24 protein-coding genes are annotated in these 24,283 nt (G+C 61.0%); 20 read left to right on the top strand and 4 right to left on the bottom strand.

Annotated elements, in window-relative coordinates:
- The first annotated feature begins 1 nt into the window (after nt 1).
- The 14 genes from J7U39_RS16580 to folD all read left to right on the top strand — a co-directional run bounded on the left by J7U39_RS16580 (nt 2) and on the right by folD (nt 11,662).
- Nucleotides 2-1,054 carry a flagellar hook-associated family protein gene (locus J7U39_RS16580; RefSeq protein WP_210629188.1) on the top strand — a complete coding sequence of 351 codons (1,053 nt, stop codon included), beginning with the start codon at nt 2-4 and terminating at the stop codon, nt 1,052-1,054.
- Between the two features lie 34 nt (nt 1,055-1,088).
- Nucleotides 1,089-1,436, top strand: coding sequence for a flagellar biosynthesis regulator FlaF (flaF, locus tag J7U39_RS16575; RefSeq protein ID WP_210629187.1), 348 nt, complete (start codon nt 1,089-1,091; stop codon nt 1,434-1,436).
- Nucleotides 1,433-1,882, top strand: coding sequence for a flagellar biosynthesis repressor FlbT (gene flbT / locus J7U39_RS16570; protein ID WP_064693845.1), 450 nt, complete (start codon nt 1,433-1,435; stop codon nt 1,880-1,882). Before flaF ends, flbT begins: the two co-directional genes overlap by 4 nt.
- The gene (flgD, locus tag J7U39_RS16565) at nt 1,873-2,298 is read left to right on the top strand and encodes a flagellar hook assembly protein FlgD (protein ID WP_210629186.1); all 426 of its coding nucleotides are present in this window, start codon (nt 1,873-1,875) and stop codon (nt 2,296-2,298) included. Before flbT ends, flgD begins: the two co-directional genes overlap by 10 nt.
- Nucleotides 2,299-2,387: 89 nt before the next feature.
- Nucleotides 2,388-2,654 carry a flagellar biosynthesis protein FliQ gene (fliQ, locus tag J7U39_RS16560; RefSeq protein ID WP_210629185.1) on the top strand — a complete coding sequence of 89 codons (267 nt, stop codon included), beginning with the start codon at nt 2,388-2,390 and terminating at the stop codon, nt 2,652-2,654.
- A 148-nt stretch (nt 2,655-2,802) separates the two neighbouring features.
- Nucleotides 2,803-4,890, top strand: coding sequence for a flagellar biosynthesis protein FlhA (flhA, locus tag J7U39_RS16555; RefSeq protein ID WP_210629184.1), 2,088 nt, complete (start codon nt 2,803-2,805; stop codon nt 4,888-4,890).
- Nucleotides 4,887-5,639 (top strand): flagellar biosynthetic protein FliR, encoded by a 753-nt coding sequence (gene fliR, locus J7U39_RS16550; protein WP_210629183.1) that lies wholly within the window; start codon nt 4,887-4,889, stop codon nt 5,637-5,639. The genes flhA and fliR overlap by 4 nt, the downstream gene beginning before the upstream one ends.
- 7 nt (nt 5,640-5,646) lie before the next feature.
- Nucleotides 5,647-6,060, top strand: coding sequence for a hypothetical protein (locus J7U39_RS16545; protein ID WP_210629182.1), 414 nt, complete (start codon nt 5,647-5,649; stop codon nt 6,058-6,060).
- Between the two features lie 31 nt (nt 6,061-6,091).
- A complete protein-coding gene (locus J7U39_RS16540) occupies nt 6,092-6,655 on the top strand; it encodes a rod-binding protein (protein WP_210629181.1) in 564 nt (187 codons plus the stop codon).
- Nucleotides 6,656-6,666: 11 nt separating this feature from the next.
- Nucleotides 6,667-7,032 (top strand): hypothetical protein, encoded by a 366-nt coding sequence (locus J7U39_RS16535; RefSeq protein ID WP_210629180.1) that lies wholly within the window; start codon nt 6,667-6,669, stop codon nt 7,030-7,032.
- The gene (locus J7U39_RS16530) at nt 7,032-7,571 is read left to right on the top strand and encodes a hypothetical protein (protein WP_210629179.1); all 540 of its coding nucleotides are present in this window, start codon (nt 7,032-7,034) and stop codon (nt 7,569-7,571) included. The genes J7U39_RS16535 and J7U39_RS16530 overlap by 1 nt, the downstream gene beginning before the upstream one ends.
- A 291-nt stretch (nt 7,572-7,862) precedes the next feature.
- Nucleotides 7,863-8,702 carry a WecB/TagA/CpsF family glycosyltransferase gene (locus J7U39_RS16525; protein ID WP_210629178.1) on the top strand — a complete coding sequence of 280 codons (840 nt, stop codon included), beginning with the start codon at nt 7,863-7,865 and terminating at the stop codon, nt 8,700-8,702.
- A 172-nt stretch (nt 8,703-8,874) separates the two neighbouring features.
- The gene (locus J7U39_RS16520; RefSeq protein ID WP_210629177.1) at nt 8,875-10,641 is read left to right on the top strand and encodes a succinoglycan biosynthesis protein exop; all 1,767 of its coding nucleotides are present in this window, start codon (nt 8,875-8,877) and stop codon (nt 10,639-10,641) included.
- A 121-nt stretch (nt 10,642-10,762) separates the two neighbouring features.
- Nucleotides 10,763-11,662, top strand: coding sequence for a bifunctional methylenetetrahydrofolate dehydrogenase/methenyltetrahydrofolate cyclohydrolase FolD (gene folD / locus J7U39_RS16515; protein WP_210629176.1), 900 nt, complete (start codon nt 10,763-10,765; stop codon nt 11,660-11,662).
- Here folD and J7U39_RS16510 read toward each other — a convergent pair whose 3' ends face one another.
- Nucleotides 11,663-12,691, bottom strand: a complete 1,029-nt coding sequence (locus J7U39_RS16510; RefSeq protein ID WP_210629175.1) for a substrate-binding domain-containing protein — start codon at nt 12,689-12,691, stop codon at nt 11,663-11,665.
- 292 nt (nt 12,692-12,983) lie between these two features.
- On the opposite strand from J7U39_RS16510, the gene J7U39_RS16505 reads away from it, so the two are divergent.
- From J7U39_RS16505 to J7U39_RS16480, 6 genes are all read left to right on the top strand, one after another.
- Nucleotides 12,984-14,345, top strand: a complete 1,362-nt coding sequence (locus tag J7U39_RS16505; RefSeq protein ID WP_210629174.1) for an ABC transporter substrate-binding protein — start codon at nt 12,984-12,986, stop codon at nt 14,343-14,345.
- Between the two features lie 185 nt (nt 14,346-14,530).
- Nucleotides 14,531-15,544, top strand: coding sequence for a sugar ABC transporter permease (locus J7U39_RS16500; RefSeq protein ID WP_210629173.1), 1,014 nt, complete (start codon nt 14,531-14,533; stop codon nt 15,542-15,544).
- A 1-nt stretch (nt 15,545) separates the two neighbouring features.
- Complete coding sequence (locus J7U39_RS16495) at nt 15,546-16,709, top strand: carbohydrate ABC transporter permease (protein ID WP_210629172.1); 1,164 nt, start codon at nt 15,546-15,548, stop codon at nt 16,707-16,709.
- 33 nt (nt 16,710-16,742) lie between these two features.
- Nucleotides 16,743-18,395, top strand: a complete 1,653-nt coding sequence (locus J7U39_RS16490) for an alpha-glucosidase (protein WP_210629171.1) — start codon at nt 16,743-16,745, stop codon at nt 18,393-18,395.
- A 21-nt stretch (nt 18,396-18,416) separates the two neighbouring features.
- Complete coding sequence (ugpC, locus tag J7U39_RS16485; RefSeq protein ID WP_210629170.1) at nt 18,417-19,505, top strand: sn-glycerol-3-phosphate ABC transporter ATP-binding protein UgpC; 1,089 nt, start codon at nt 18,417-18,419, stop codon at nt 19,503-19,505.
- Between the two features lie 176 nt (nt 19,506-19,681).
- Nucleotides 19,682-20,035 carry a hypothetical protein gene (locus J7U39_RS16480; protein WP_009996042.1) on the top strand — a complete coding sequence of 118 codons (354 nt, stop codon included), beginning with the start codon at nt 19,682-19,684 and terminating at the stop codon, nt 20,033-20,035.
- An 83-nt stretch (nt 20,036-20,118) separates the two neighbouring features.
- On the opposite strand, the gene edd is transcribed toward J7U39_RS16480, so the two are convergent.
- The 3 genes from edd to zwf form a co-directional block, all read right to left on the bottom strand.
- Nucleotides 20,119-21,939, bottom strand: a complete 1,821-nt coding sequence (edd, locus tag J7U39_RS16475; RefSeq protein WP_210629169.1) for a phosphogluconate dehydratase — start codon at nt 21,937-21,939, stop codon at nt 20,119-20,121.
- Between the two features lie 78 nt (nt 21,940-22,017).
- Nucleotides 22,018-22,716 carry a 6-phosphogluconolactonase gene (gene pgl / locus J7U39_RS16470; protein WP_210629168.1) on the bottom strand — a complete coding sequence of 233 codons (699 nt, stop codon included), beginning with the start codon at nt 22,714-22,716 and terminating at the stop codon, nt 22,018-22,020.
- Between the two features lie 10 nt (nt 22,717-22,726).
- Nucleotides 22,727-24,202, bottom strand: coding sequence for a glucose-6-phosphate dehydrogenase (gene zwf / locus J7U39_RS16465; RefSeq protein WP_210629167.1), 1,476 nt, complete (start codon nt 24,200-24,202; stop codon nt 22,727-22,729).
- Nucleotides 24,203-24,283: the final 81 nt, after the last annotated feature.

Raw genomic sequence — 24,283 nt, 5'->3', positions numbered from 1 at the left:
CATGAAGAGCTCATTTATTTCAAGTTCGGCCATTCAGAATGCGATGCGGTTGACGATCCGTCAGGCGCAGAACCAGATGACGAAGGCGACGATGGAAGCAACGACGGGAGTCTATGCAGACATCGGCATCTCGCTCGGCGGTAATGCGGCCAGGAGCGTGGATTTCACCCGCGAGACCGACAGAATAGACTCGATCAAAGCAAGCAATTCGCTCGTCAGCGCACGCATGGAATCCTCGCAGCTCGGTCTTTCCAAGATGAAGGACGTTGGCGATGGCCTCGTTTCGAAGCTGACGGCGCTGCAGGGCAGCCACGATCCGGGCAGCATAACCGTCGCCATTCAGTCGGCCACCAGCGCACTTTCGACCATGATGGATACGGCCAACACCATGGTGAACGGGGAATATCTGTTCTCCGGCATCAACACCGACGTGCAGCCGCTGACAGACAAGACGACCGCAACCAGTACGGCAATCGTTACCGCTTTGAACACTTATGCAGCCGGCCTTATCCCGCCGAAAGCGGTCAGCGACCTCACCGGCGCTGAAATGGAGACCTTCATCACGTCGACGGTCGAACCGATGTTCAGCGAAGCGAACTGGACGGCTGCGGGGACCGGCTGGTCGCAGGCGTCGAGCCAGAACATGACGAGCCGCATCAGCAACTCGGAAGTGATCGAATCTTCGACCAATGCCAATTCCGAAGGCATGCGCTATTTGGCGCTTGCTTCGGTCATGACCACCGCGCTGCTCGGCCAGAACCTCAGCACCGATGCAATGACGACGGTGTCCAAGCAGGCCATCAGCTACACGGCCAAGGCCACGAGCGGTCTCGTGACGCAGGCAAGCCAGCTCGGCCTCTCCCAGGAGCGCGTCAAGAAGTCCAACGACGCTCTCGACGCTCAGTCGAACATTATCAAGAACAAGCTGGTCGATCTTCAGGGCGTCGATCCGTACGAAGCCTCCACTCTCGTCAAGACTTTGGAAACGCAGCTTGAAACCGCTTACACGATCGTCTCGAAGATCCAGCAGTTGAGTCTCGTGAACTACCTTTGATGAGCAAAGGCGCGCAATAAAGAAGGATGCATGAATGTATCAGTTCTCATATGCCGAAGTCATGCAGGACTCGGTGGCCGACGCGAAAGAGCGGGAATGGCAGGTTCTTGACCGGTCCATAGAGCTGCTGTCGTTGGCGCGCGACAAGGAAAAATACGGCCGGGAAGCCATCGAAGCCCTGTTTTATACGCGCCGGGTGTGGATCAGCTTTATCGAGGATCTGAAACATCCGGAAAACCAGCTGGATGTCCAGCTCAGGGCCAACCTCATCTCGATTGCGATCTGGATATTGAAGGAATGCGACAGGATCAGAAAACGTCTGTCTAACAACTACCAGGGCATCATCGACGTTACCACCATCATCAGGGATGGACTTAAATGAAAAGTACACTACGCATTTCTCTGAAAGCCGGGGAAAGAATCTTCATCAACGGCGCCGTCCTGCGTGTCGACCGCAAGGTCGCGCTGGAATTCCTGAATGATGTGACGTTCCTTCTCGAAAATCACGTCCTCCAGCCGGAAGGTGCGACGACGCCCCTGCGCCAGCTCTACTTCATCGCGCAGATGATCCTCATCAACCCCGAGGGCAAGGAGCACTCGACGGCGATGTTCCGCAAGTCGATCACCATGCTGCTCACCTGCTTCAAGAATGAAGAGATCCTCGCCGAACTGAAGCGCATCGACGCACTTGTGTCGACCGGCCGCGCCTTCGACGCGCTGAAGGCGATCCGCGGTCTCTACGCCATCGAAGACAATATTCTCAACAACCACGAACTGCCGCCGACGATGGTCGAGCAGATCCGCAGGGAGATCGCACCATGGCGGTAGATGCAACGTCAAAAGTGACGAGCTCGACCTCGACCGGCACGTCAAGCTCGACCCAGAAGGCGACGCTGAACTACGACAACTTCCTTCAGCTGCTCATCGCGCAGATGAAGAACCAGGATCCGACCGATCCGATGGATGCAAGTGAGCAGGTCGCTCAGCTTGCGACCTTCTCGCAGGTCGAGCAGACGATCCAGACCAACACCAAGCTGGATACGCTTCTGGCAAGCTCGAGCCTGACGCAGGCCAGCAGCTATGTCGGCAAATATATGGAAAGCGCCGACGGCACCGTCAAAGGCGTCATTGATTCCGTCAAAGTTTATTCCGACGGCATCATTGCGACGACCACGGATGGCGATAAGATACTCGTGCAGGCGGGAATCACTGTTGCCGACGAGGCGCCGAGCAGCGGCTCCTGACGCAAGGGGCGCCAGGAGCGCGCTAATGCCGATCAATCGCAGCCCTGTTATAGCGGGGCTGCTTCGAGGCGATATGAGGTTGCCTTCAGATGAATGAAGCCGATGCATTGGACCTGTTCCAGGCCGCAATCTGGACGGTCCTGATTGCCTCCGGTCCGGCGGTTCTCGCCGCGATGGTGGTGGGTCTCGTCATTGCCTTGATTCAGGCGCTGACCCAGGTGCAGGAAGCGACACTGACCTTCGTGCCGAAGATTGTCGCCGTGCTGGTCGTGGTCGGAATCACCGCCCCTTTCGTCGGCTCGCAAATCTCCATTTTCACCAATCTCGTCTTTTCGCGCATCCAGACCGGCTTCTAAGCAATTCCCGCAAAACTGCGCAGCGGTTCTACGCCTCATGAATAGCTGAACCGCTTTGAGCCACCTTCGCGCAAGCTTCGCCATTTAATTCTCGATCCGAATTGGGCGGACCCATGTCCGCCTCCTCTCATGAAGAGACGGAATCGTCATGGCGCAACCACCTGCACTCCCCCTTCCCAAAGTCGCCCCGAGCCTGCGCGATATCGGTTTTGCCCTCGGCATCATCGGCATCATCTGCATTCTCTTCCTGCCGATCCCGCCGTTCCTGATCGATATGGGCCTGGCTTTCTCGATCGCTTTCTCGGTGCTGATCCTGATGGTCGCGCTGTGGATCCAGAAGCCGCTCGATTTCTCGTCTTTTCCGACCATTCTGCTGATCGCGACGATGACACGGTTGGCGCTCAACATCGCGACGACCCGCGTCATCCTGTCCCACGGCAATGAAGGCCACGATGCGGCCGGCGGCGTCATTGCCGGTTTCGCCAGTCTCGTCATGTCCGGCGACTTCGTCATCGGTCTGATCGTCTTCCTGATCCTCATCACCATCAACTTCATCGTCATCACCAAGGGTGCCACGCGTATCGCCGAAGTCGGCGCGCGTTTCACCCTCGACGCCATCCCGGGCAAGCAGATGTCGATCGATGCCGATCTCTCGGCCGGCATTATCGACGAAAAGGAAGCCCAGCGCCGGCGCAAGGAGCTCGAGGAGGAGAGCTCCTTCTTCGGGGCGATGGACGGCGCGTCGAAATTCGTGCGCGGCGATGCCGTCGCCGGCCTCATCATCACCGCGATTAACGTCTTCGGCGGCATCATCATCGGCTATTTCCGCCACGCCATGCCGATCGGCGAAGCGGCCGACGTCTTCGTCAAGCTCTCCGTCGGCGACGGCCTCGTCTCGCAGATGCCGGCCCTCATCGTTTCGCTCGCGGCCGGCCTTCTCGTGTCGCGCGGCGGCACGACCGGCTCCACCGACCAGGCGGTGGTCAACCAGCTGAGCGGCTATCCCCGCGCGCTCTCCGTCTCGGCCGTGCTGATGTTCGTTCTCGGCCTGATGCCGGGCCTGCCGACCATTCCCTTCACCGTCCTCGGCGGTCTTCTCGCCTTCGGCGCCTGGTTCATTCCGCGGCAGGTCGAGGCTGAAAATAAGCTTCGCCGCGAACAGGAGGAAAAGAAGGTCGTCCAGAGCAAGGAGCTGGAGAAGGATTCGGTCAAGTCGGTGCTACGCACCTCGGAGATCGAACTCGCACTCGGCAAGATGGTGTCGACCCGCCTGCTCGGCGCTCACCAGGAGCTGGCGTTCCGCGTCGGCAAGATGCGCAAGAAGTTCGCCACTCAATACGGTTTCGTGGTGCCGGAAATCAAGGTCACGGACGACATCGCCATCGCCGAGAAGTCTTATCAGATCCGCATCCACGGCACGACGGTCGCCTCCAATCTGCTGCGCGTCGGCGAAGTCCTCGTCGTCACCGGCGCCGGTCGCAAGCCCAGTATTCCCGGCGACGAAATCCGCGAACCCGCTTTCGGCATGCCGGCCGTCTCGATCCTCGAAAACTTCGCCGACGATCTGAAACGCGAAGGCTTCCAGCCGATCGACAACGTCTCCGTCGTGCTCACGCACATGAGCGAGGTCATCCGCAACAACCTGCCGCAGCTTCTGTCCTACAAGGACGTCAAGGTGCTGATCGATCGACTCGACCCGGAATACAAGAAGCTCGCCGACGAGATCTGCTCGTCGCACATGTCCTATTCCGGCCTGCAGGCGGTGCTCAAGCTCCTGCTTGCCGAGCGGGTGTCGATCCGCAACCTGCATCTCATTCTCGAAGCGGTGGCCGAGCTTGCCCCGCATGTCAGGAAGACCGAGCAGATCGTCGAGCATGTCCGCATCCGCATGGCCCAACAGCTCTGCGGCGATCTCGCCGATAATGGCGTATTGCGTGTGTTGCGCCTCGGCAGTAAATGGGATCTCGCCTTCCACCAGGCGCTGAAGCGCGATGCCAAGGGCGAGGTGATCGAATTCGACATCGATCCGCGCAGCCTGGAGGAATTCAGCGAGCAGGCCAGCAAAGTTATCCGTGAGTTCATGGATCGCGGCCTGCCGTTCGCCCTTGTCACGTCGCCGGAAACACGCTCCTATGTGCGCATGATAATCGAAAGGCTGTTCGCCACGCTCCCGGTCCTGTCGCATGTCGAACTGGCCAAGGGCATCGAAATAAAAATTTTGGGCTCGATTTCATGATAACAGACCCGCAAGGGACGGTTCTCGCGCTGTTTCTGGTTTTCTGCCGGATCGGCGGCTGTGTGCTGGTCCTTCCGGGTTTTTCCTCGGCGCGCGTGCCCGAGCAGCTGCGCGTCTTCATTGCCCTCGCGCTGTCGATCGCCGTCATGCCGCTGCTTTGGGACACCGTCTATCCCGCCGTCCACACCGGGTCCGCGACCTATATCGGCCTGATCTTCAGCGAATCACTGATCGGCGTGATGTACGGCATGCTGGCCAGACTCTATACGCTCGGCATGCAATTCGCCGCGACGATCCTCGCCATGATGGTCGGCTATACCCAGCCGGGTTCGGCCGATGTCATCGAAGATACGCCCGAGACCAGCCTTTCCGCCTTCATCACCTTTGCCGGCATCATGATTCTCTTCATCATGGATTTCCATCACATCGTCTTCCGCGCCCTGATCGATTCCTACACGACCATGCCTTTCGGCGGCCTGATGCAGATGCGCGCGACGCTGATCTCCTTCACCGACACGCTCGAGCAGACGACCTACATCATGCTGCGGCTGTCGAGCCCCTTTCTGATCTACGGCATGATCTTCAACGTCTCGATCGGCTTCATCAACAAGCTGGCGCCGCAGATCCCGGTCTATTTCATTTCCACGCCCTATCTCCTGATGGGCGGGCTCTTCCTGCTTTACATCTCGATTGCGGCGCTGATCAGCCAGTTCGGCCAAGCCTTTGGTTCGATCTATATCGGGCGATGAGGCTGTCATGATCGAGAAGAGCCGTTCCCAGAAGCTCAAGCGTCTCCTGTCGGTGCAACGGCATATCGAAAGGATGGCGGAAAACGATCTGGCGGAAACCAGCCGTCAACGCATCGAGGTCAATGCGGCGATGGACGACGTCATCGTCGCGCTCGGCTCGATGGATCCCGTCCACCACGCTTTTTCACAGAATTATGCCGATCGATTCGGCAGACTCACCATCAAGGATCAGCAGCTGACCGGCATGCAGCAGATCCACGAGATGCGGCTGTCGCGGGAGCGCGCCAAGGCCGATCGGCTGGAAGAGGGCTTGAAAGAGGCCTTGGACGCCGAGCGTCGGGAGGCCGACGACAATGCCGTTTACGATGTGATCGACCAGCAATTCGCAACGCCAGCCTCCAGCAAGCTTCAAAAACCATAATCGTTGCGATCTTAATTCAGAGGATTGTAACGTGGCTATTTCGCCCCCCAGTGATCTGGTCCTGGACGTGGTCAAAGCTGCCGACCCCATGGAGGTTCAGGCAGCCCAGGAAAAATTGAAGGCAAATCGCGCGGCCTTTGCCGCGACGAGCCTCGCCGAGAACGGCAAGGGCTTCTCCAATGCGGTCGACGTTCTCGATCATGTCGGCCAGAAGAGCGGCCTCTCCAATATTCAGAACCGCACCAAGACTGAGGAGGTTCCGGAAAGCTACCGGAAGTTCGAGGCCATGGTGCTGCAGAACTTCGTCAAGTCGATGCTGCCGAGCGAGAGCGAAGACGTCTACGGCAAGGGCGCGACCGGCGATATCTGGAAGGGCATGATGGCCGAGCAGCTCGGCAACACCATGGCGAAGGGCGACGGTATCGGCATCGCCAAGCAGATGTACAGCGAGCAGCTGCGCCGTCAGGAGGGCAAGATCGTCAATGCCGCGACCGATGATCGCGACCGCAACACCGCGCTCAGCATGATCGATGACTTCCAGCGCAGGACCTTCGGCACGCCAACCGCCGACTCCAAGACAGCAAGCGACGCATAATCGAGGATACAATGGAAATAGTTTCGAACGAATACAGGATCAAATCCGTTCTCGGACGCCTCGAGATGATCATCGACAATGAGAACACCCGGATCGGCAACGATCCGCAGTTCGACCTCAAGGTCTCCAACGCCCACAAGAGCCGTTGCCTCTACGAGCTGTCGATGCTTTTCCGCGACACCGATCCGGCCGAGCTTGCCGCTGCCCATCTCGATCAGCTGCACGGCCTGAAAAAGAAGCTGGTTCTTAACGCCCGGCGTGTCGAGGCGCATCTCGAAGCAGTTCGTGCAGTGGCCGACCTCCTGAAGAATGCGGTTCAGGACGCCGACGCCGACGGCACCTATTCCCAGGAACAATTCGCCACGCGTGGAAACTGATGGTCAAGCTCGTCCTCACCGGTATCTGGGTCTGCGCCATCACCTTGGCCTCGGTCTATTTTTCGGTGTACCTGGCGACGGCGCCGGCACCCGCGGCAACGGATTCCAAGCAGAGCGCGCTCGAACTGGTGAAGGGTGAAACGATCACTGTGCCGGTCATCGGTGACGGCGCGATCACCGGTTATTTTCTCGGCCGCATTTCCTTCATGATGAACAAGGACATGCTGAAGGGCGTGACCTTGCCGCTGACCGAGATGACGACCGACGAGCTTTTCAGCCTGCTCGTCGGCAACAAGATGGTCGATCTTGCCCACATCAAATCCTTCGACCCGAAAGCCTTTCGCGAGGAGATCAGGAAGGGCATGAACGAGCGCCTCGGCGGCGAGTATGTCGCCGACGTGATGCTGGAGCAGCTTGATTATCTCTCCAAGGAAGAGGTCAAGGAAAATTCGGCCGGTCAGCCGAAGAAGCTCGGCGCACCGGTGAAGATCATCGAGGGCGCGCCAGCTGAGGAAGCATCGGCCCCGCTCGCCCATTGAACAACCGACCATCAATGCACAAACGGCGCCTTTGGGCGCCGTTTGTCGTTGGGCCGTCTTTGGTTAATAAACTACTTATACGAGCATCAAAATCCAAGGAATTTTCCTAAGGGTTGTTTGAAACCGTCCTGTTATATCAGGTGGCACAGCTTGGCATGCGCCGTTTCCGCCATCGGGGCGACGCCTTTCCATGCGTGACGCGACCGGTCCTTTCGAGACCTCCGGGGTGCGGAATATGGGCTTGTTTTCCGGGATGTCGGGCGCATGAAGCACCCTCGGCAGGAGGTAGGAATGAATTTGATTGCAAACTTCGCGGTGCTTGCGTCGCGGCGGACGATCTTCGATCTGCCGGTCTGCGATCTCGGCTGGGACGATGCCCTCGTTTTCATCAACGAGCTCGCCTCCATCCCCGTCGGTCAGACCGTGGTTTGCTTCGTCAACGCCCATAACATGCTGACGGCCCTGCGGGACGATGAATATTACCGGATCATGTCGCACAATCTGGTGCTGCCTGATGGTATCGGCCTCAACATCGCTTCGCAGATCGCCCATGGCGCGCCATTTCCCGCCAATTTGAACGGCACTGATTTCGTCCCGGCCTTCCTCACCTTCATGGAGGCCCCGCGCCGCATCGGTCTTATCGGCGGCAAGCGCTCGGTCGTCGAGGCGGCGGCAGAAAATTTCCACAAGCACACGCCCTGGCATGAATTTGTCGTTATTTCCGACGGTTTTTTCGACAAGGTCGACTCCACGGATGTCATCGAGGAGATCGAGCGCCAGAAACTCGATATTCTGATCGTCGGCATGGGGACACCGCTGCAGGAGAAATGGGTTCACGACAATATCCGCGCCGACCATGCGCGCCTGGTGCTGACGGTGGGCGCTCTCTTCGACTTCGTCTCCGGCGCCGTGCCGCGGGCGCCGAAGACGGTGCGGATGATGCGTCTTGAATGGGCCTATCGCCTGATACAGGAGCCCGCGCGCCTCTGGCGGCGCTATATCGTCGGCATTCCGGTCTTCCTCTTTCATGTGCTGCGCTACCGCTTCCGCCGGCGCGAAAGAATTCTCGGCCATCCCGAAGAGCCCCGCAGCATCGTGCAGCCGGCGGCCGATCGCAAGAAGGCGAGCTGAGCCTGAATTGCCCGCGCGTTTGACGCGCAGGCAGCGCTATCGAGAACCGGACCGCAATTCTTGCCGGTCGCGGTTAACCATTTCTTTGCCATGAATATTTAGAGTGGCTTAATCATCTGCATCGCGTGCGGATGAGTAAACTTGGCCATCATGTGCATGAGATGTGGTGCAAATGTACGATAGCAGGGCCAGAAGCAGTTTTCTCGATCGCGCAGCCGCAAGGCCGCGCGCCCATGACGATCACTACCGGCAGTCCCGATCGAACGGAGCGAATATCGCCCCGCCCGAAGCCGACCTGCTGCGCGCCATCGGCCGTGTGCTGGAAGAGCAGCGCGTGAAGGCGGCGCCCGAGGCGCCGCTCGTCGACCGCATCGAAACCATTCTCGGCAACCGTCTCCGGGCTGCCAATGATGTCGGCCATCGTCTTCCGACGGAACCAGCACGATATGGGGAGCCGGCGGTTCCCGCCGGCGAGACGGCAATTTCGGTCGAACTGCCGGCCGCAAGTCATCAGGAACCGGTCGAGCCCCGCCCGGCGGCACCGCAACCCCGCGCGGGCAGGACCGGCTTTGCGGTAATGGTCGCTGCCGCAACAATCCTGGGCGCCGGTCTGCCGATGCTGATGCCGGCTGCGCCTGTCCACTACCGCGCCGAAACGACGCTTGCTGTGAAAACGGATGCCGCAAGCCGCGCCGCTTTCACGCAGGCTGCGGCAAAGGGGCTAGTGTCCGCGCGCACGGTGGCCTCGACGGTCGCTGCGTTGAAACTTGATCGCGATCCTGAATTTGCCGGTTCCAGCACCAATGCGCTCGGCATTGCATTCGATCTCCTCTCGGGAACCGGTGCCGCCGCCGATCCGGCCTCGCGCGCCGAAGCCACGCTGAAACAAGCGATTGAGATCGTGCCCGATGCGGCCGCCGGCACGATTCTCGTCAGGGTGACGACCGGCGACAGTGGCAAATCCATGCGCATCGCCGCGCGGCTTGCCGAAACCGGTTCCACAGGCAGCGGCCAAGGTCGGAGCGCTGAGACCGACGCCACCCTGCGTAAGGCCTATGACGAGGCTCAGGCCGAGCTTTCCGCCTTCACGGCAAAGAGCGGCGATGGCAATGTCAAGGTAGCGATCGACCTTCGTCGTCAGATCGACCGGCTTGATGCCGATCTGAAAGAGGCAGACCAGAACATTCTCGCGGCCAAGGCGCAGGCCGACCGGCTGAAGGCGGCGAAGCTTGCCGACGTGCTGGATGGTTCGTTGCCCTCCGGCATGCTCTCGCCGGCGATGCAGGACTGGCGCGACAAATATGCGGTCGCAAGGACGACGTTTGCGCAGCTTTCGGCTGAGCTTGGCCCACGCCATCCCCGCCTGTTGCAGCAGCAGGCCGAAACGGATGGGCTTAAGGAGAACATGGGCAAGGAGCTTGCCCGGCTCGCTCAGGTCGCCAATGCCGCTGCCAAGGCTGCGGTCGATGCGCGCAAGGGACTGAACGAGCGCCGCAACATGCTGATCGCCCAGAGCCGGGATACCGGCGTCGATCTGTCGCGGCTGACCGAACTGCGCGAAAAGGCGAATGCCGCCCGCTCGCGCCTGGATGATGCGGCATCCGTATCGGCGGCGGCAGGCGACGGCCATATCACCGTTTTGAAGCCGCCGCTGGCATCGGCGACATCGGCAAAGAGTGGTCTGACCGGCCGCGCTCTGGCCGGCGCCGCCACAGGCCTGGCAATCGCTCTCGCACTGGCTTTCCTGCTGTCCTTGCGCAAATCCGTCGCGGCTCCGGCAATGGATGTGCCGGCGTCCGCGTCCGTCCCTTCTCCGCCGCCATCGCCCGTGCCGGCCTCTGCTGCGGTCGACGAGGTCGAACTGCTGCGCTCCCAAATCTCAGGCCTGCGGGACCGGCTTCGTGTTCATGTGATGGAAACGCGGCAACCGCGGCGCTGAACCAACCATTTCCTTGCAAATTTGATATTGCCTTGCCGCTTTCCGACAGGATAGGGCGTTAGCGGGCATTTGACGCTCGTCAACTATCCATAGATTGACGCTAAACAGGGCGGAGAGACGCGTGACGACAGTAATCGACGGCAAGAACGTAGCTGCATCGGTAATTCAGACGGTCAAGAGTGCGACGGCAGCGCTGGAAAAGAGCAGCGGCGTCACCACCGGCCTTGCGGTCATCATCGTCGGCGACGATCCGGCAAGCCACGCCTATGTCGGCTCCAAGAGCCGCATGGCCAAGGAATGTGGTTTCAAGTCTGTGCAGCACACGCTGCCGGCCGAGACGACGCAGGAGGAACTGGCAGGCCTCGTCGCCACCCTCAACGGCGATCCGTCGATCCATGGCATCCTTGTGCAATTGCCCTTGCCGAAGCCGCTCGACAGCGAGCCGATCATCCAGTCGATCCTGCCCGAAAAGGATGTCGACGGCCTCAGCGTCGTCAACGCCGGCAAGCTTGCCACCGGCGACCTGAAGACCGGTCTGGTCTCCTGCACGCCGGCCGGCGCCATGGTCTTCGTCCGCCGCACCCATGGCGAGGATCTCTCCGGCCTCAACGCCGTCGTCATCGGCCGTTCCAACCTGTTCGGCAAGCCGATGGCGCAACTGCTGCTCAATGCCAATGCGACGGTGACGATCGCGCATTCGAGAACCAAGAATCTCGCCGAGGTCTGCCGCAACGCCGATATTCTGGTCGCCGCCGTCGGCCGGCCGGAAATGGTCAAGGCCGATTGGGTCAAGCCCGGCGCGACCGTGATCGACGTCGGCATCAATCGCGTGCCGGCTCCTGAGAAGGGCGAGGGCAAGACCCGGCTCGTCGGCGACGTCGCCTTCCGCGAGGTCTCCGAGGTCGCCGGCACCATCACGCCGGTTCCGGGCGGCGTCGGCCCGATGACCATCGCCATGCTGATGGCCAATACGGTCATCGCCGCCCATCGCACCGCCGGGCAGACGCCGCCGCAGTTCTGATTATGGTTGTTGCGGGGCTGGGCCGGTCGAGGCCCTGACGATCAACTCGGTTTTCCAGAGCTCCTGTTCGGGGAAGGGGTCGGCCTCTTTCACCGTGCCGATCAGCCGCTGGGCGATGCGAACGCCTGCGGCCCGCAGCGAGGAGCGTGTCGTCGTCAGCGGCACCGAGAAGTTTTCCGGCTTCAAGAGCGGCAGCACGTCGTCATGGGCGATCAGCGAAATGTCCTCGCCGAGCCGCAATCCGGCCTGGTTCACCGCGCGGATCGCCCCGAGCGCCATCACCGTGCTGGAGCAGAGGATCGCCGTCGGCCGTTCCGGCAGTTGCAGGAACCGTTCCATCGCCAGCAGGCCCAGTTCGTCCGTCATCAGTGTTTGGCTCATGCAATCCTCCTCCAGCGTGAGGCCGCGTTCGGCAAGGGCTGAGATGACGCCGTTCCTTCTGCGGATCGCGAAATCGAGATGTATCGGCCCATTCATCAAGGCAAAACGCGTGTGGCCGAGCTGCAGCAAGAGCCGCGTCGCGTCGTAGAAGGCCCCTTCATTGTCGATGTCGAGATAGGGATAATCCGGCTCCGCGCCGAAGGAGCGACCGTGGACGACATAGGGCATGGAGAGCGATTTCAGCATGGCGAGCCGCGGGTCGTGAGCGCGCATATAGGCGATGAACAGCGCGTCGACATTACCGCTGATCGCAAGCCGCCGGAGCGCCGCCACCTCGTCGTCCGGATCGGACGGCATGATGACGAAATGGAAATCGTGGCGCACGGCCTCCTCGCCGAGTCCAGCCAGGAATTCGCCGAAATGCACGTCGGACTGGTGGCCGGGCGCCGTCGGCATGACGAGGCCGATCGAACCTGCCTTGCCGGTCGCAAGCCGCTGCGCAGCCTTGTTCGGCCGGTACCCGGTTTCCTTCACGGCTTGGAGCACGCGCTCTCGGGTCGCCTCGTTGACCTCGGGATAACCGTTGAGCGCTCGGCTCACTGTCGTCTGCGAAAGCCCCAGCAATTCCGATAGCTGTTTGAGATTCACCTGCTATGCTTCCTCCCGGCCCGCTTGGCGCCTCGACGGGCAAGCCGCCTCCCAGCGACAGCCAAAGCGCTTTCAATTATGTATTCATTTGGCGCGCTTGACTCAAGAAAAATCGCTCCATATTGCCCAATAGACACTGGTGGGACGGCGCTATTCCGCATGTCTGCCGCGGCTTTTAGCGAAATGACTTGACTTCGCTCCACCGAAAGTGGAATGAGTTGGGGGTGCCAAAGCGCTTTGAAAATTTCCGATGAAGAAGTTTGGCGCGGTTTTGTGATGGGAGGTTGATCACATGAAAAAGTCATTTTTGATGGGCGTTGCCGTGGCGGCGCTTTTTGCCGGTGCTGCGTCCGCGGCCGACCTGAAATTTGCCCCGGGACAGGATGCCAAGTTCAACTGGAAGAGCTATGACGAATTCAAGGCCGCTCATGCCGATCTGAAGGGGCAGCCGCTGACGATCTTCGGCCCGTGGCGCGGTGAGGACGAGGCGTTCTTCCGCAGCGTTCTCGCCTATTTTACCGAAGCGACCGGAATCGACGTCAAATATTCCTCTTCCGAAAACTACGAACAGCAGATCGTCATCGATACGCAGGCCGGCTCGCCGCCGAATATCGCCGTTCTGCCGCAGCCGGGCCTTCTGGCCGACCTCGCCGGCAAGGGCTTCCTGACGCCGCTCGGCGACGACAATTCCAAGTGGATCAAGGACAATTACGGCGCCGGCGACAGCTGGGTCGGTTACGGCACCTACAAGGGCAAGGACGGCAAGGAAGCCTTCTACGCCTTCCCCTATAAGGCCGACGTCAAGTCGCTGGTGTGGTACGTTCCGGAGAATTTCGAGGAAGCCGGCTACAAGATCCCGACGACCATGGAAGAGCTCCATGCTCTGACCGACCAGATCGTCAAGGATGGCGGCGTTCCCTGGTGCATCGGTCTCGGTTCCGGTGGCGCCACCGGCTGGCCGGCGACCGACTGGGTCGAGGACATCATGCTGCGCATGCAGTCGCCGGAAGCCTATGACAAATGGACGACGAACGAGCTGAAGTTCACCGATCCGGCCGTCGTTGCCGCGATCGAAGAATTCGGCAAGTTCGCCAAGAACGAGAAATATGTAAACGGTGGCGTCGCGGCCGTGGCATCGACCGATTTCCGCGACAGCCCGAAGGGCCTCTTCACCGTTCCGCCGAAGTGCTACCTGCACCATCAGGCCTCGTTCATACCGTCCTTCTTCCCTGAAGGCACGAAGCTCGGACAGGATGCCGACTTCTTCTATATGCCGACCTATGCTTCGCATCCCGAACTCGGCAAGCCGGTGCTCGGCGCCGGCACGCTCGTCTCGATCACCAAGGACTCGAAGACGGCCCGCGCCTTCATCGACTTCCTGAAGACCCCGATCGCGCATGAAGTCTGGATGGCGCAGTCGAGCTTCCTGACGCCCTATAAGGGCGTCAGCACCGATGCCTATGCCAATCCGCAAATGAAGAAGGAAGGCGAGATCCTGACGTCCGCCACCACCTTCCGCTTTGACGGTTCCGACCTGATGCCGGGGAAGATCGGCGCCGGCGCCTTCTGGACGGGCATGGTTGATTTCGTCGGCGGCAAGTCCGCCGAGGAGGCCGCCGGCGAAATCCAGAGCGCCTGGGACGGCATCAAATAATCTTTCAAAACGATGCCGCCGGTTTGCCGGCGGCATACGCTCCATGACTGGCCGGGTTCGCAAAGAGCCGGGCCAATGGGATATATTGTGATTGGGCAATGCAAACATATTGACGGTGGCCGGCCTTGACCCGTCAGAATGAAAGCCGGTCGGAATAAGATCAGGGGAAGCAGGGGAGGGACGTAATGCTGTTGCAGATAGTGTCCGCTTTGGGCGTCGTGGTCGCCGCCGTTGTCGCGTGCTCGGCCTATTTCTATTTTTCGAATAAGATCCTCGATTTCGCTCTGCCGGTGAAGGACGGCGACATCCGCGCCGCCTCGCGCAACCTCAACCGCCGTGCGCTCATCCGGCCATGGCTGTTTCTCGGCCCGGCGCTCTTCCTGCTTTTCGTCTATCTCGTCTACCCGGTTGTCGCGACCTTCATTCTCTCCTTCTATGACCGCACCGGCCAGCAATTCGTCGGCGTGGCCAATTACAAATGGGCGATCGGTGACCGCGAATTCCGCCAGTCGATCTTCAACAACATCCTCTGGCTCGCCGTCGTGCCGGCCGCCTGCACCTTCTTCGGCCTGGTCATCGCGGTGATGACCGACCGCATCTGGTGGGGCAATATCGCCAAGAGCATCGTCTTCATGCCGATGGCGATCTCCTTCGTCGGCGCCTCGGTCATCTGGAAATTCATCTATGAATATCGCGGCGGCAACGACGTCCAGATCGGCCTCTTGAACGCCATCGTCCAGCTGTTCGGCGGCACGCCCGAAGTCTGGATCTCGGTTCCCTTCTGGAACAATTTCTTCCTGATGGTCATCCTGATCTGGATCCAGACCGGTTTCGCCATGGTCATCCTCTCGGCAGCGCTGCGCGGCATTCCCGAGGAGACGATCGAAGCCGCCGTCATCGACGGCGCCAATGGCTGGCAGATCTTCTGGCGCATCATGGTGCCGCAGGTCTGGGGCACCATCGCCGTCGTCTGGACGACGATCACCATCCTCGTCCTCAAGGTTTTCGACATCGTGCTGACCATGACCAACGGCCAGTGGCAGACCATGGTGCTGGCGAACCTGATGTTCGACTGGATGTTCCGCGGCGGCGGCGATTCCGGCCGAAGTGCGGTCATCGCCATCATCATCATGCTTGCCGTCACGCCGATCATGGTCTGGAACGTGCGCCGCGCCAACCGCGAACTGAAGGGCCATTGAGATGACCGCTGTCGGAAGCTATTTCAAGATCGGCCCCGCCCGTCTCTTCGTTCACCTTGCCGTTCTGCTGATCGTCATCATCTGGCTGATCCCGACGCTCGGCATCTTCGTCAGCGCCTTGCGCGACAAGGACCAGATCGTCGTCTCCGGCTGGTGGACGTCCTTCGTCGGCTCGACGCAGACTGTCGCCGTCCGCCTGGGCACGCCCGATCAGCAAAAGCAGGAAGGCGCCGATTACGTCATTTCAGGCAATGTGCTGGAAGGGCAGACCGGCCGCTCGGTAAAATCCTTCGGCAACCGCGTGCAGCAACCGGCCGCTTTTGAAGCCGGCGAGACCGCCGATCTCGGCGATGGCGAGAGCCTGCAGATCAACAGCGACGGCAGCTATCGCTACATGAAGAACACGGCCTTTTCGCCCGACGAGCGGCCGCGGCGCATCTACGTGTCCGTCTCCGCGCCGCCGGAGTTCACGCTGCAGAACTACAAGACGGTTCTGACCGGCGAAGGCATCGGTCAGTCCTTCATCAATTCGCTGACGGTGACGATCCCGGCAACGATCATCCCGATCCTGATTGCCGCTTTTGCCGCCTATGCATTGAGCTGGATGGAGTTTCCCGGGCGCGCGCTGCTGATTGCGCTTGTGGTCGGCCTCATCGTCGTGCCGCTGCAGATGTCGCTGATTCCGCTGCTGCGTCTCTACAACGAGATCGGCAATATGCTTGGCCAGCCGTCGAAGACCTATCCTGGCATCTGGTTCGCGCACACCGCCTTCGGCATGCCGCTCGCCATCTTTCTCCTGCGGGCCTATATCGCCGGCCTGCCGAAGGAGATCATCGAATCCGCCCGCGTCGACGGCGCAAGCGACTTCGAGATCTTCGTTCGTATCGTTTTGCCCCTGTCCTTCCCGGCACTCGCCTCCTTCGCCATCTTCCAGTTCCTGTGGGTATGGAATGACCTGCTCGTCGCCATGGTCTTCCTCGGCACTGACCAGGATCACCTCGTGCTGACCGGCAGGCTGAACGCGCTGCTCGGCTCGCGCGGCGGCAATTGGGAGATTTTGACGGCGTCGGCCTTCGTCACTATCGTCGTGCCGCTGCTGGTCTTCTTCGGACTGCAGCGTTATCTGGTGCGTGGTCTGCTGGCGGGTTCGGTCAAGGGCGGCTGACCATTTCCAAACTGACTTCAGACAGGATATTCCATGAACGTGGCTCCTCAATCGATCTTGACTCCCGACAAGGACTGGTGGCGCGGCGCGGTGATCTATCAGATCTATCCGCGCTCCTACCAGGATTCGAACGGCGACGGCATCGGCGACCTGAAGGGCATCACCGCCCGCCTGCCGCATGTGGCAAGCCTCGGCGTCGATGCGATCTGGATCTCGCCCTTCTTCACCTCGCCGATGCGCGATTTCGGTTACGACGTTTCCGATTACGAGAACGTCGATGCGATCTTCGGCACGCTGGTGGATTTCGACACGATGATCGCTGAGGCCCATCGTCTCGGCATCCGTGTGATGATCGACCTCGTCATCTCCCACAGCTCGGACCAGCACCCCTGGTTCGTGCAGAGCCGTTCCAGCAAGACCAATGCCAAGGCTGACTGGTATGTCTGGGCCGATGCCAAACCCGATGGTTCGCCGCCGAACAACTGGCTGTCGATCTTCGGCGGCTCCGCATGGGCGTGGGATCCGACGCGCATGCAGTATTACCTGCACAATTTCCTGACCTCGCAGCCGGATATGAACCTGCATAATCCGGAAGTGCAGGACCGCCTGCTCGATGTCGTGCGCTTCTGGCTCAATCGCGGCGTCGACGGCTTCCGCCTCGACACCATCAATTTCTATTTCCACGATCCGCTCCTGCGCGACAATCCGGCGCTTGCCCCTGAGCGGCGCAACGCCTCGACGGCGCCGGCGGTCAATCCCTACAATTTCCAGGAGCATATCTACGACAAGAACCGGCCGGAGAACCTTGCCTTCCTGAAGCGCTTCCGCGCCGTCCTCGAGGAGTTTCCGGCAATCGCCGCCGTCGGCGAGGTGGGCGACAGCCAGCGCGGCCTCGAAATCGTCGGCGAATATACCTCCGGCAATGACAAGATGCATATGTGTTATGCCTTCGAATTCCTTGCCCCCGATCCGCTGACGCCGGAGCGCGTCGAGGAGGTGATGGAGGATTTCGAAGCTGCCGCGCCCGATGGCTGGGCCTGCTGGGCCTTCTCCAATCACGACGTCATGCGTCACGTCAGCCGCTGGGGCGGGCTGGTCGCCGATCACGACGCCTTTGCCAAGCTCTATGCTTCGCTGCTCTTGACGTTGCGCGGCTCCGTCTGCCTCTACCAGGGCGAGGAACTGGCCCTGACCGAGGCCGATCTCGCCTATCAGGATCTGCAGGATCCCTATGGCATCCAGTTCTGGCCGGAATTCAAGGGCCGCGACGGCTGCCGTACGCCGATGGTCTGGGACAGCCACGTCGCCCAGGGCGGTTTTTCAACCGTCAAGCCCTGGCTTCCGGTTCCGGTCGAGCACATTCTGCGCGCCGTCAACGTCCAGCAGGGCGACGAGACTTCGGTGCTGGAGCACTATCGCCGCTTCATTGCCTTCCGAAAGCTGCACCCGGCCTTTGCCAAGGGTGAGATCGAATTCGAGGAGGCGCAGGGCGATAGCCTGGTCTTCACCCGCGAACACGCCGATGAGAAGCTGCTCTGCATCTTCAACATGAGCCCGGCCGAGACCGGCGTCACTCTGCCTGCGGGAGAATGGCAGGCATTGACGGGCCATGGCTTTACCAGCAACAACTATGGCGACAAGATCGATATTCCGGCCTGGGGGGCGTATTTCGCCCGTCTCGCCTAAGGATCAGGAGGGGAGTGAGAAATGACTGGACTGACACTGAAGGACATTCGCAAATCCTACGGTTCCGTGGATGTTCTCCATGGTATCGACCTCGATATCAAGCAGGGCGAATTCATCGTCTTCGTCGGTCCGTCCGGCTGCGGCAAGTCCACGCTTCTGCGCATGATCGCCGGTCTCGAGGCGATTACCGGCGGCGAGATGTATATCGACGGCCAGCTCGTCAATGACGTGCCGCCCTCGAAGCGCGGCATCGCCATGGTCTTCCAGTCATACGCGCTCTACCCCCACATGACCGTCTACGACAACATGGCCTTCGGCATGAAGATCGCCGGCGAAAACAAGCAGGAGATCGACCGCCGCGTCCGCGCGGCGGCCGAGAGTCTGCAGCTGACCAAATATCTCGACCGGCTGCCGAAGGCGCTCTCCGGCGGTCAGCGCCAGCGCGTGGCGATCGGTCGCGCCATCTGCCGCGATCCCAAGGTCTTCCTGTTCGACGAGCCGCTGTCCAACCTCGATGCCGCGCTGCGCGTCGCCACGCGTATCGAAATTGCCCGTCTCAATGAGCAGATGGCCGATACGACGATGATCTACGTCACCCACGACCAGGTCGAGGCGATGACGCTCGCCGACCGCATCGTCGTCCTGTCGGCCGGCAATATCGAGCAGGTCGGTGCGCCGCTGGAGCTCTACGAGCGCCCCGCCAACCTCTTCGTCGCGAAATTCATCGGCTCGCCCGCCATGAACATCATTCCGGCGACGATCGCCGGGACCGGCAGCCAGACGACCGTGACGCTGACCGGCGGCATGTCGGTGACATTGGATGTGGCGACCGATGCCTCCGAGAAGGGCAAGCAGGCGAGCTTCGGAGTCCGCCCCGAAGATCTGAGGATCGCCGACGGCGCCGACTATCTTTTCGAGGGCGAAGTGTCGATCGTCGAAGCGCTCGGCGAAGTGACGCTGCTCTATATTGAGGGCCTGGTGCCCGGCGAGCCGATCGTCGTCAAGCTGCCGGGCATTTACGATGTCCATAAGGGCCAGAAGATGCGCTTTGCCGCCGATCGGCAGAGGCTGCATCTCTTTGACGCGAGCGGCCATACATACCGGAAATGAGGCGGCCATTTTTGGGGTGGTAATCCCGGGAATTATATGGAGGCAGCCGAATTCTCACTTTCTGTTAAAGATCGGCTGCTACCTTTTCCTCATCACTTTATGAGGGGGATAAGCAGGTGGCCGCTTCCAATCCGTCACAGCCAAGATCTCATTTCCTGAGCAAGGAAGAGTCCTTCATGTATGACCGCGAGGCGCGGTTCAAAATGGAGGATACGATGAACGCCGCGCGCATCGAATATACGGAAAAGGGCGTCATGCACGCGGCTTCGCGCCGCTGCGACATTGTCCGCATCTCGATGAGCAGCGCAACATTGGCAATCCTGACCCAGTTCAACCTGCCGAAGCAGTTCTATCTGGATATTCCGGATGCCCGCATCACCAAGGTCGGATGCCTGCTGATGAAGGTCAACGCCAACAATACGATCGAGGTTCGCTTCCTGCGGCTGCTGACGCAGAAGGAGCTGAATAAGATCTTCGTCTACAGCACGCACCCCGCGCACAAGGACTACGTCCTCGATATCCGCGCCTGACGGATAGTCTCGGACCGCTCATAGAAAAACCCGCGGGACGCTTCAGGCGCCCCGCGGGTTTTTCTTGTTTAAACTGATTGCGCTCAGTGGAAGAGCACGCTGGCGCCCTGATCGGATGCGCCGACGGCGCGGCGGAAGGGGGCGAAGAGTTCACGGCCCATGCCGAATTCATTGTCGGAGAGATCGATGCTCACCGGCTCGCGCTCGGCCATGTCGGCTGCATCGACCAGCACTTCGAGCGTGCCCTTGATCGCGTCGAGGCGAATGATGTCGCCGTCCCGGATGCGGGCGATTGGGCCGCCATCGACCGCTTCCGGCGTGACGTGGATTGCTGCCGGCACCTTGCCGGATGCGCCCGACATGCGCCCGTCGGTGAGCAGCGCCACGCGGAAGCCGCGGTCCTGCAGCACGCCGAGCGGCGGCGTCAGCTTGTGCAGTTCCGGCATACCGTTCGCCTTCGGCCCCTGGAAGCGTACAACCGCGATGAAATCGCGGTTGAGCTTGCCTTCCTTGAAAGCGTCCTGCAGTTCCTGCTGGCTGTGGAAGACAATCGCCGGCGCCTCGATGACGTGGCGCTCCGGCTTGACGGCGGAGATCTTGATGACCGCCTTGCCGAGATTGCCACGCAGCATCTTCAGCCCGCCATTGGCCTGGAACGGCGTCTCGATGCTGGAAAGCACCTTCGGATCGTGGCTCTTCTCCGGCGACGGTTCGCGCAACACGGTGCGGTTCTCGCCGAGCCGGGCATCGACCGTATAGGCCTCGAGGCCTTGGCCGAAGACGGTGCGCACGTCGTCATGCACCAGCCCGTGCTTGAGGAGTTCCTTGATGAGGAAACCCATGCCGCCGGCCGCCTGGAAATGGTTCACGTCGGCAAGCCCGTTCGGATAGACGCGGGCAAGCAGCGGCACGATTTCCGAAAGCTCGGCAATGTCCTGCCAGGTGAGCTGGATGCCGGCTGCCCGCGCCATGGCGACGAGGTGCAGCGTGTGGTTGGTCGAGCCGCCGGTCGCATGCAGGCCGACGACGCCGTTGACGATCGAGCGCTCGTCGATCATCTCGCCGGCTGGCGTGAATTCGTTGCCGAGTGCGGTGATCGCCAGCGCCCGCTTGGCGGCTTCGCGCGTCAGCGCTTCCCGCAGCGGCGTACCGGGGTTGATGAAGGAGGAGCCCGGCATGTGGAATCCCATGATCTCCATCAGCATTTGGTTGGAGTTGGCGGTGCCGTAGAAGGTGCAGGTGCCGGGACCATGATAGGATTTCGATTCCGCCTCCAGAAGCTCGGCGCGCCCGACCTTGCCCTCGGCAAAGAGCTGCCGCACGCGCGACTTCTCGTCGTTCGGCAGGCCTGTGGTCATCGGACCGGCGGGAACGAAGATCGACGGCAAGTGGCCGAAGGATAGTGCGGCGATGACGAGGCCCGGCACGATCTTGTCGCAGACGCCGAGGAAGAGGGCGGCATCGAACATATTGTGCGACAGGCCGACGCCCGCGGCCATGGCGATCAGGTCACGCGAGAAGAGCGAGAGCTCCATGCCCGGCTGTCCCTGGGTGACGCCGTCGCACATTGCGGGCACGCCGCCGGCCACCTGAGCGACACCGCCTGCCTCGGCGGCCGCCTCACGGATGATCGCCGGATAGGTCTCGAACGGCTGGTGGGCCGAGAGCATGTCGTTATAGGCGGTGATGATGCCGAGATTGGGTATGCGGTCGCCGGCGAGCGCATCCTTTTCGGCGGGGGAACAGACCGCGAAGCCGTGCGCGAGGTTGGCGCAGCCGAGCACCGAGCGCTGCACACCCTTGGAAGCGGCGGCGCGCAGGCGTTCCAGGTAGCGCTCGCGGGTCGGCTTCGAGCGTTCGACGATGCGATCGGTGATCGCAGAAATGCGTGCATGAGCGGACATGGAAAATCCCTGCCTTGTTCGTTGTCTCTATCTCTTTCGGCGGCTCCGGCCTGAAATCCGGATCCGGTCTGGGGCCGATCAGGGAGCCCAGTAGATCTCGACCGGGGAAGTGGCCCGGCGCAGAACGGCGCGGATCGGCATTTCTGCCTCGTCACCGCTGCCTTCCGCCTTTGCGAGAACGTCTTTTTTGCCTTCGCCCTCAATATGGAGCACCAGGAGTGCGGCATCCTGAAGACTGGAGAAGGTGAAGGTCAGGCGCGGCTCGCCGGCTCCTTCCGCTTCCATGGTGATGACGCCGCGCGGCGTCGACGCGTCGAGCGCCCGGGCAAGATTGCTGCCGCCGGGGAAGAACGAAGCCGTGTGGCCGTCGCCGCCCATGCCGAGGATGACGACGTCGAAGGGTATTCCGATTTCGTCGCTTTTTTCCGTCGCAAGCCGTGCGGCCTCCTCGACGGAGGATGCCGGCTGGTAAAGCGGCACGAAACGCGCCGCTTTTGCCTTGTTCTGAAGAAGGTTGGCATCGACCAGCAGGTGGTTCGAGCGGGCATTGTCGGCCGGCACGAAACGTTCGTCCACCAGCGTGATCGTCACTTTGTCCCAGGCGATGTCGCGTGTCGAAAGCGCCTGGAAGAAGGCCTTCGGCGTCGAACCGCCGGAAACGGCGATGGACGCCGCACCGCGGGCGGCGATTGCCGCCGAAAGCCTGTCGGCGACCGTGTCGGCGAGGCTGTCGGCGAGGTCGGCAGCACTGGCGAAGGAATGCAGGTTCGATGCCATCGGTGTCGTCCTATATGTCGTCATGCCAGGTGCGGCCGTCGCGCTCGATCAGCGCGATGGCCTGGCTCGGGCCCCAGGTGCCGGCCGTATAGCCCTGCACCTGCTGGCCGGTCGTTTCCCAACCCTTGAGGATCGGATCCACCCACCTCCATGCGGCCTCGACTTCGTCGCGGCGCATGAACAATGTCTGGTTGGAGCGGATCACGTCCATTAGCAGGCGCTCGTAGGCGTCGGGATTGCGGACATTGAAGGCCTGGGCGAAGCTCATGTCGAGCGATACGCTGCGCAGGCGCATGCCGCCCGGACCCGGATCTTTGATCATCAGCGACTGCTTGACCCCCTCATCCGGCTGCAGGCGAATGATCAGCTGGTTGGCGACAATGCGCCCGGCCGCCTGGTCGAAGATCGCATGCGGGATCGGCTTGAAGGTGATGACGATTTCCGACATGCGCCCGGTAAGGCGCTTGCCGGTTCTGATGTAGAAGGGCACACCCGCCCAGCGCCAGTTGTTGATCTCCGCCTTGATGGCGACGAAGGTCTCGGTGTTGGAGACGCCGCCTTCGAGCTCTTCGAGATAACCCTTGACCGGGCCGCTGCTCGATGCACCGGCCCGGTACTGGCCGCGAACCGTCGCCTGCTCGACATTGGAAGCGTCGAGCGGCTTCAGGGCGCGCAGCACCTTCAGCTTCTCGTCGCGAACGGCTTCCGAATCCATCGACGAGGGCACTTCCATCGCGGTCAGGCAGAGCAGCTGCAGGATGTGGTTCTGCACCATGTCGCGCAGCGCACCGGCGGTATCGTAATAGCCGGCGCGGCCTTCGAGGCCGACCGATTCCGCCACGGTGATCTGCACATGATCGATGTAGTTGGCGTTCCACAGCGGCTCATAGAGCGCGTTGGCAAAACGCAGCGCCATCAGGTTCTGCACCGTCTCCTTGCCGAGATAGTGGTCGATGCGGAAGATCTGCTCTTCCTTGAAGACGCGGCCGATCGTGTCGTTGAGCTGCAGCGCCGAGGCGAGGTCGCGGCCGATCGGTTTTTCGACGACGATGCGGGTCGACTTGGTGATCAGCTTGTGATCATGGATCTTTTGCGAAATGTCGCCGAAGATGCCAGGTGCAACCGCCAGATAGAAGCCGCGCACCCGATCCTTGCTTTCGTCGAGCAGCTTTTTCAGCTCATCCCAGCCGGTGTCCGTGCGGGCGTCGACTGAAACATAATAGAGGCGGGCACAGAACTTCTCGACCTCGTCTTCGTCGTATTCACCTTTCTTCAGGTGTTCCTTCAGCGCGTCCCTGGCGAACTTGCGATATTCCTCATGCGAAAGCGGGCTGCGCGAGGCGCCGATGATACGCGTCGGCTCCTTGAACTGGCCCTCGATCTGGCGATGGTAGAGCGCGGGCAAAAGCTTCCGCTCGGCAAGGTCGCCGCTGCCGCCGAAGACGACGCAATCAAAGGGCTCAACGGGAATGATCTGGCTGCTCATGAGCTTGTCTCTCAATCAGGCTGGTTGCGGCCCTTTTAATCTAATCGATTTAAAAAAGCCAGTGTGCAGTGCAATGAATCT

The organism is Rhizobium sp. NLR16a (genome assembly GCF_017948245.1).
GTDB lineage: Bacteria > Pseudomonadota > Alphaproteobacteria > Rhizobiales > Rhizobiaceae > Rhizobium.
This window is presented reverse-complemented; position numbering and strand designations above follow the sequence as displayed.

Excerpts from the sequence above, each read along its gene's own strand:
- J7U39_RS16505 (WP_210629174.1), top strand. The coding sequence starts at position 12,984 with ATGAAAAAGTCATTTTTGATGGGCGTTGCCGTGGCGGCGCTTTTTGCC.
- J7U39_RS16495 (WP_210629172.1), top strand. The coding sequence starts at position 15,546 with ATGACCGCTGTCGGAAGCTATTTCAAGATCGGCCCCGCCCGTCTCTTC.
- flhA (WP_210629184.1), top strand. The coding sequence starts at position 2,803 with ATGGCGCAACCACCTGCACTCCCCCTTCCCAAAGTCGCCCCGAGCCTG.
- J7U39_RS16520 (WP_210629177.1), top strand. The coding sequence starts at position 8,875 with ATGTACGATAGCAGGGCCAGAAGCAGTTTTCTCGATCGCGCAGCCGCA.
- flbT (WP_064693845.1), top strand. The coding sequence starts at position 1,433 with ATGAAAAGTACACTACGCATTTCTCTGAAAGCCGGGGAAAGAATCTTC.
- fliR (WP_210629183.1), top strand. The coding sequence starts at position 4,887 with ATGATAACAGACCCGCAAGGGACGGTTCTCGCGCTGTTTCTGGTTTTC.
- fliQ (WP_210629185.1), top strand. The coding sequence starts at position 2,388 with ATGAATGAAGCCGATGCATTGGACCTGTTCCAGGCCGCAATCTGGACG.
- pgl (WP_210629168.1), bottom strand. The coding sequence starts at position 22,716 with ATGGCATCGAACCTGCATTCCTTCGCCAGTGCTGCCGACCTCGCCGAC.
- J7U39_RS16535 (WP_210629180.1), top strand. The coding sequence starts at position 6,667 with ATGGAAATAGTTTCGAACGAATACAGGATCAAATCCGTTCTCGGACGC.
- J7U39_RS16545 (WP_210629182.1), top strand. The coding sequence starts at position 5,647 with ATGATCGAGAAGAGCCGTTCCCAGAAGCTCAAGCGTCTCCTGTCGGTG.
- J7U39_RS16480 (WP_009996042.1), top strand. The coding sequence starts at position 19,682 with ATGTATGACCGCGAGGCGCGGTTCAAAATGGAGGATACGATGAACGCC.
- edd (WP_210629169.1), bottom strand. The coding sequence starts at position 21,939 with ATGTCCGCTCATGCACGCATTTCTGCGATCACCGATCGCATCGTCGAA.
- J7U39_RS16580 (WP_210629188.1), top strand. The coding sequence starts at position 2 with ATGAAGAGCTCATTTATTTCAAGTTCGGCCATTCAGAATGCGATGCGG.
- ugpC (WP_210629170.1), top strand. The coding sequence starts at position 18,417 with ATGACTGGACTGACACTGAAGGACATTCGCAAATCCTACGGTTCCGTG.
- flaF (WP_210629187.1), top strand. The coding sequence starts at position 1,089 with ATGTATCAGTTCTCATATGCCGAAGTCATGCAGGACTCGGTGGCCGAC.
- J7U39_RS16525 (WP_210629178.1), top strand. The coding sequence starts at position 7,863 with ATGAATTTGATTGCAAACTTCGCGGTGCTTGCGTCGCGGCGGACGATC.
- J7U39_RS16490 (WP_210629171.1), top strand. The coding sequence starts at position 16,743 with ATGAACGTGGCTCCTCAATCGATCTTGACTCCCGACAAGGACTGGTGG.
- flgD (WP_210629186.1), top strand. The coding sequence starts at position 1,873 with ATGGCGGTAGATGCAACGTCAAAAGTGACGAGCTCGACCTCGACCGGC.
- J7U39_RS16530 (WP_210629179.1), top strand. The coding sequence starts at position 7,032 with ATGGTCAAGCTCGTCCTCACCGGTATCTGGGTCTGCGCCATCACCTTG.
- zwf (WP_210629167.1), bottom strand. The coding sequence starts at position 24,202 with ATGAGCAGCCAGATCATTCCCGTTGAGCCCTTTGATTGCGTCGTCTTC.
- J7U39_RS16500 (WP_210629173.1), top strand. The coding sequence starts at position 14,531 with ATGCTGTTGCAGATAGTGTCCGCTTTGGGCGTCGTGGTCGCCGCCGTT.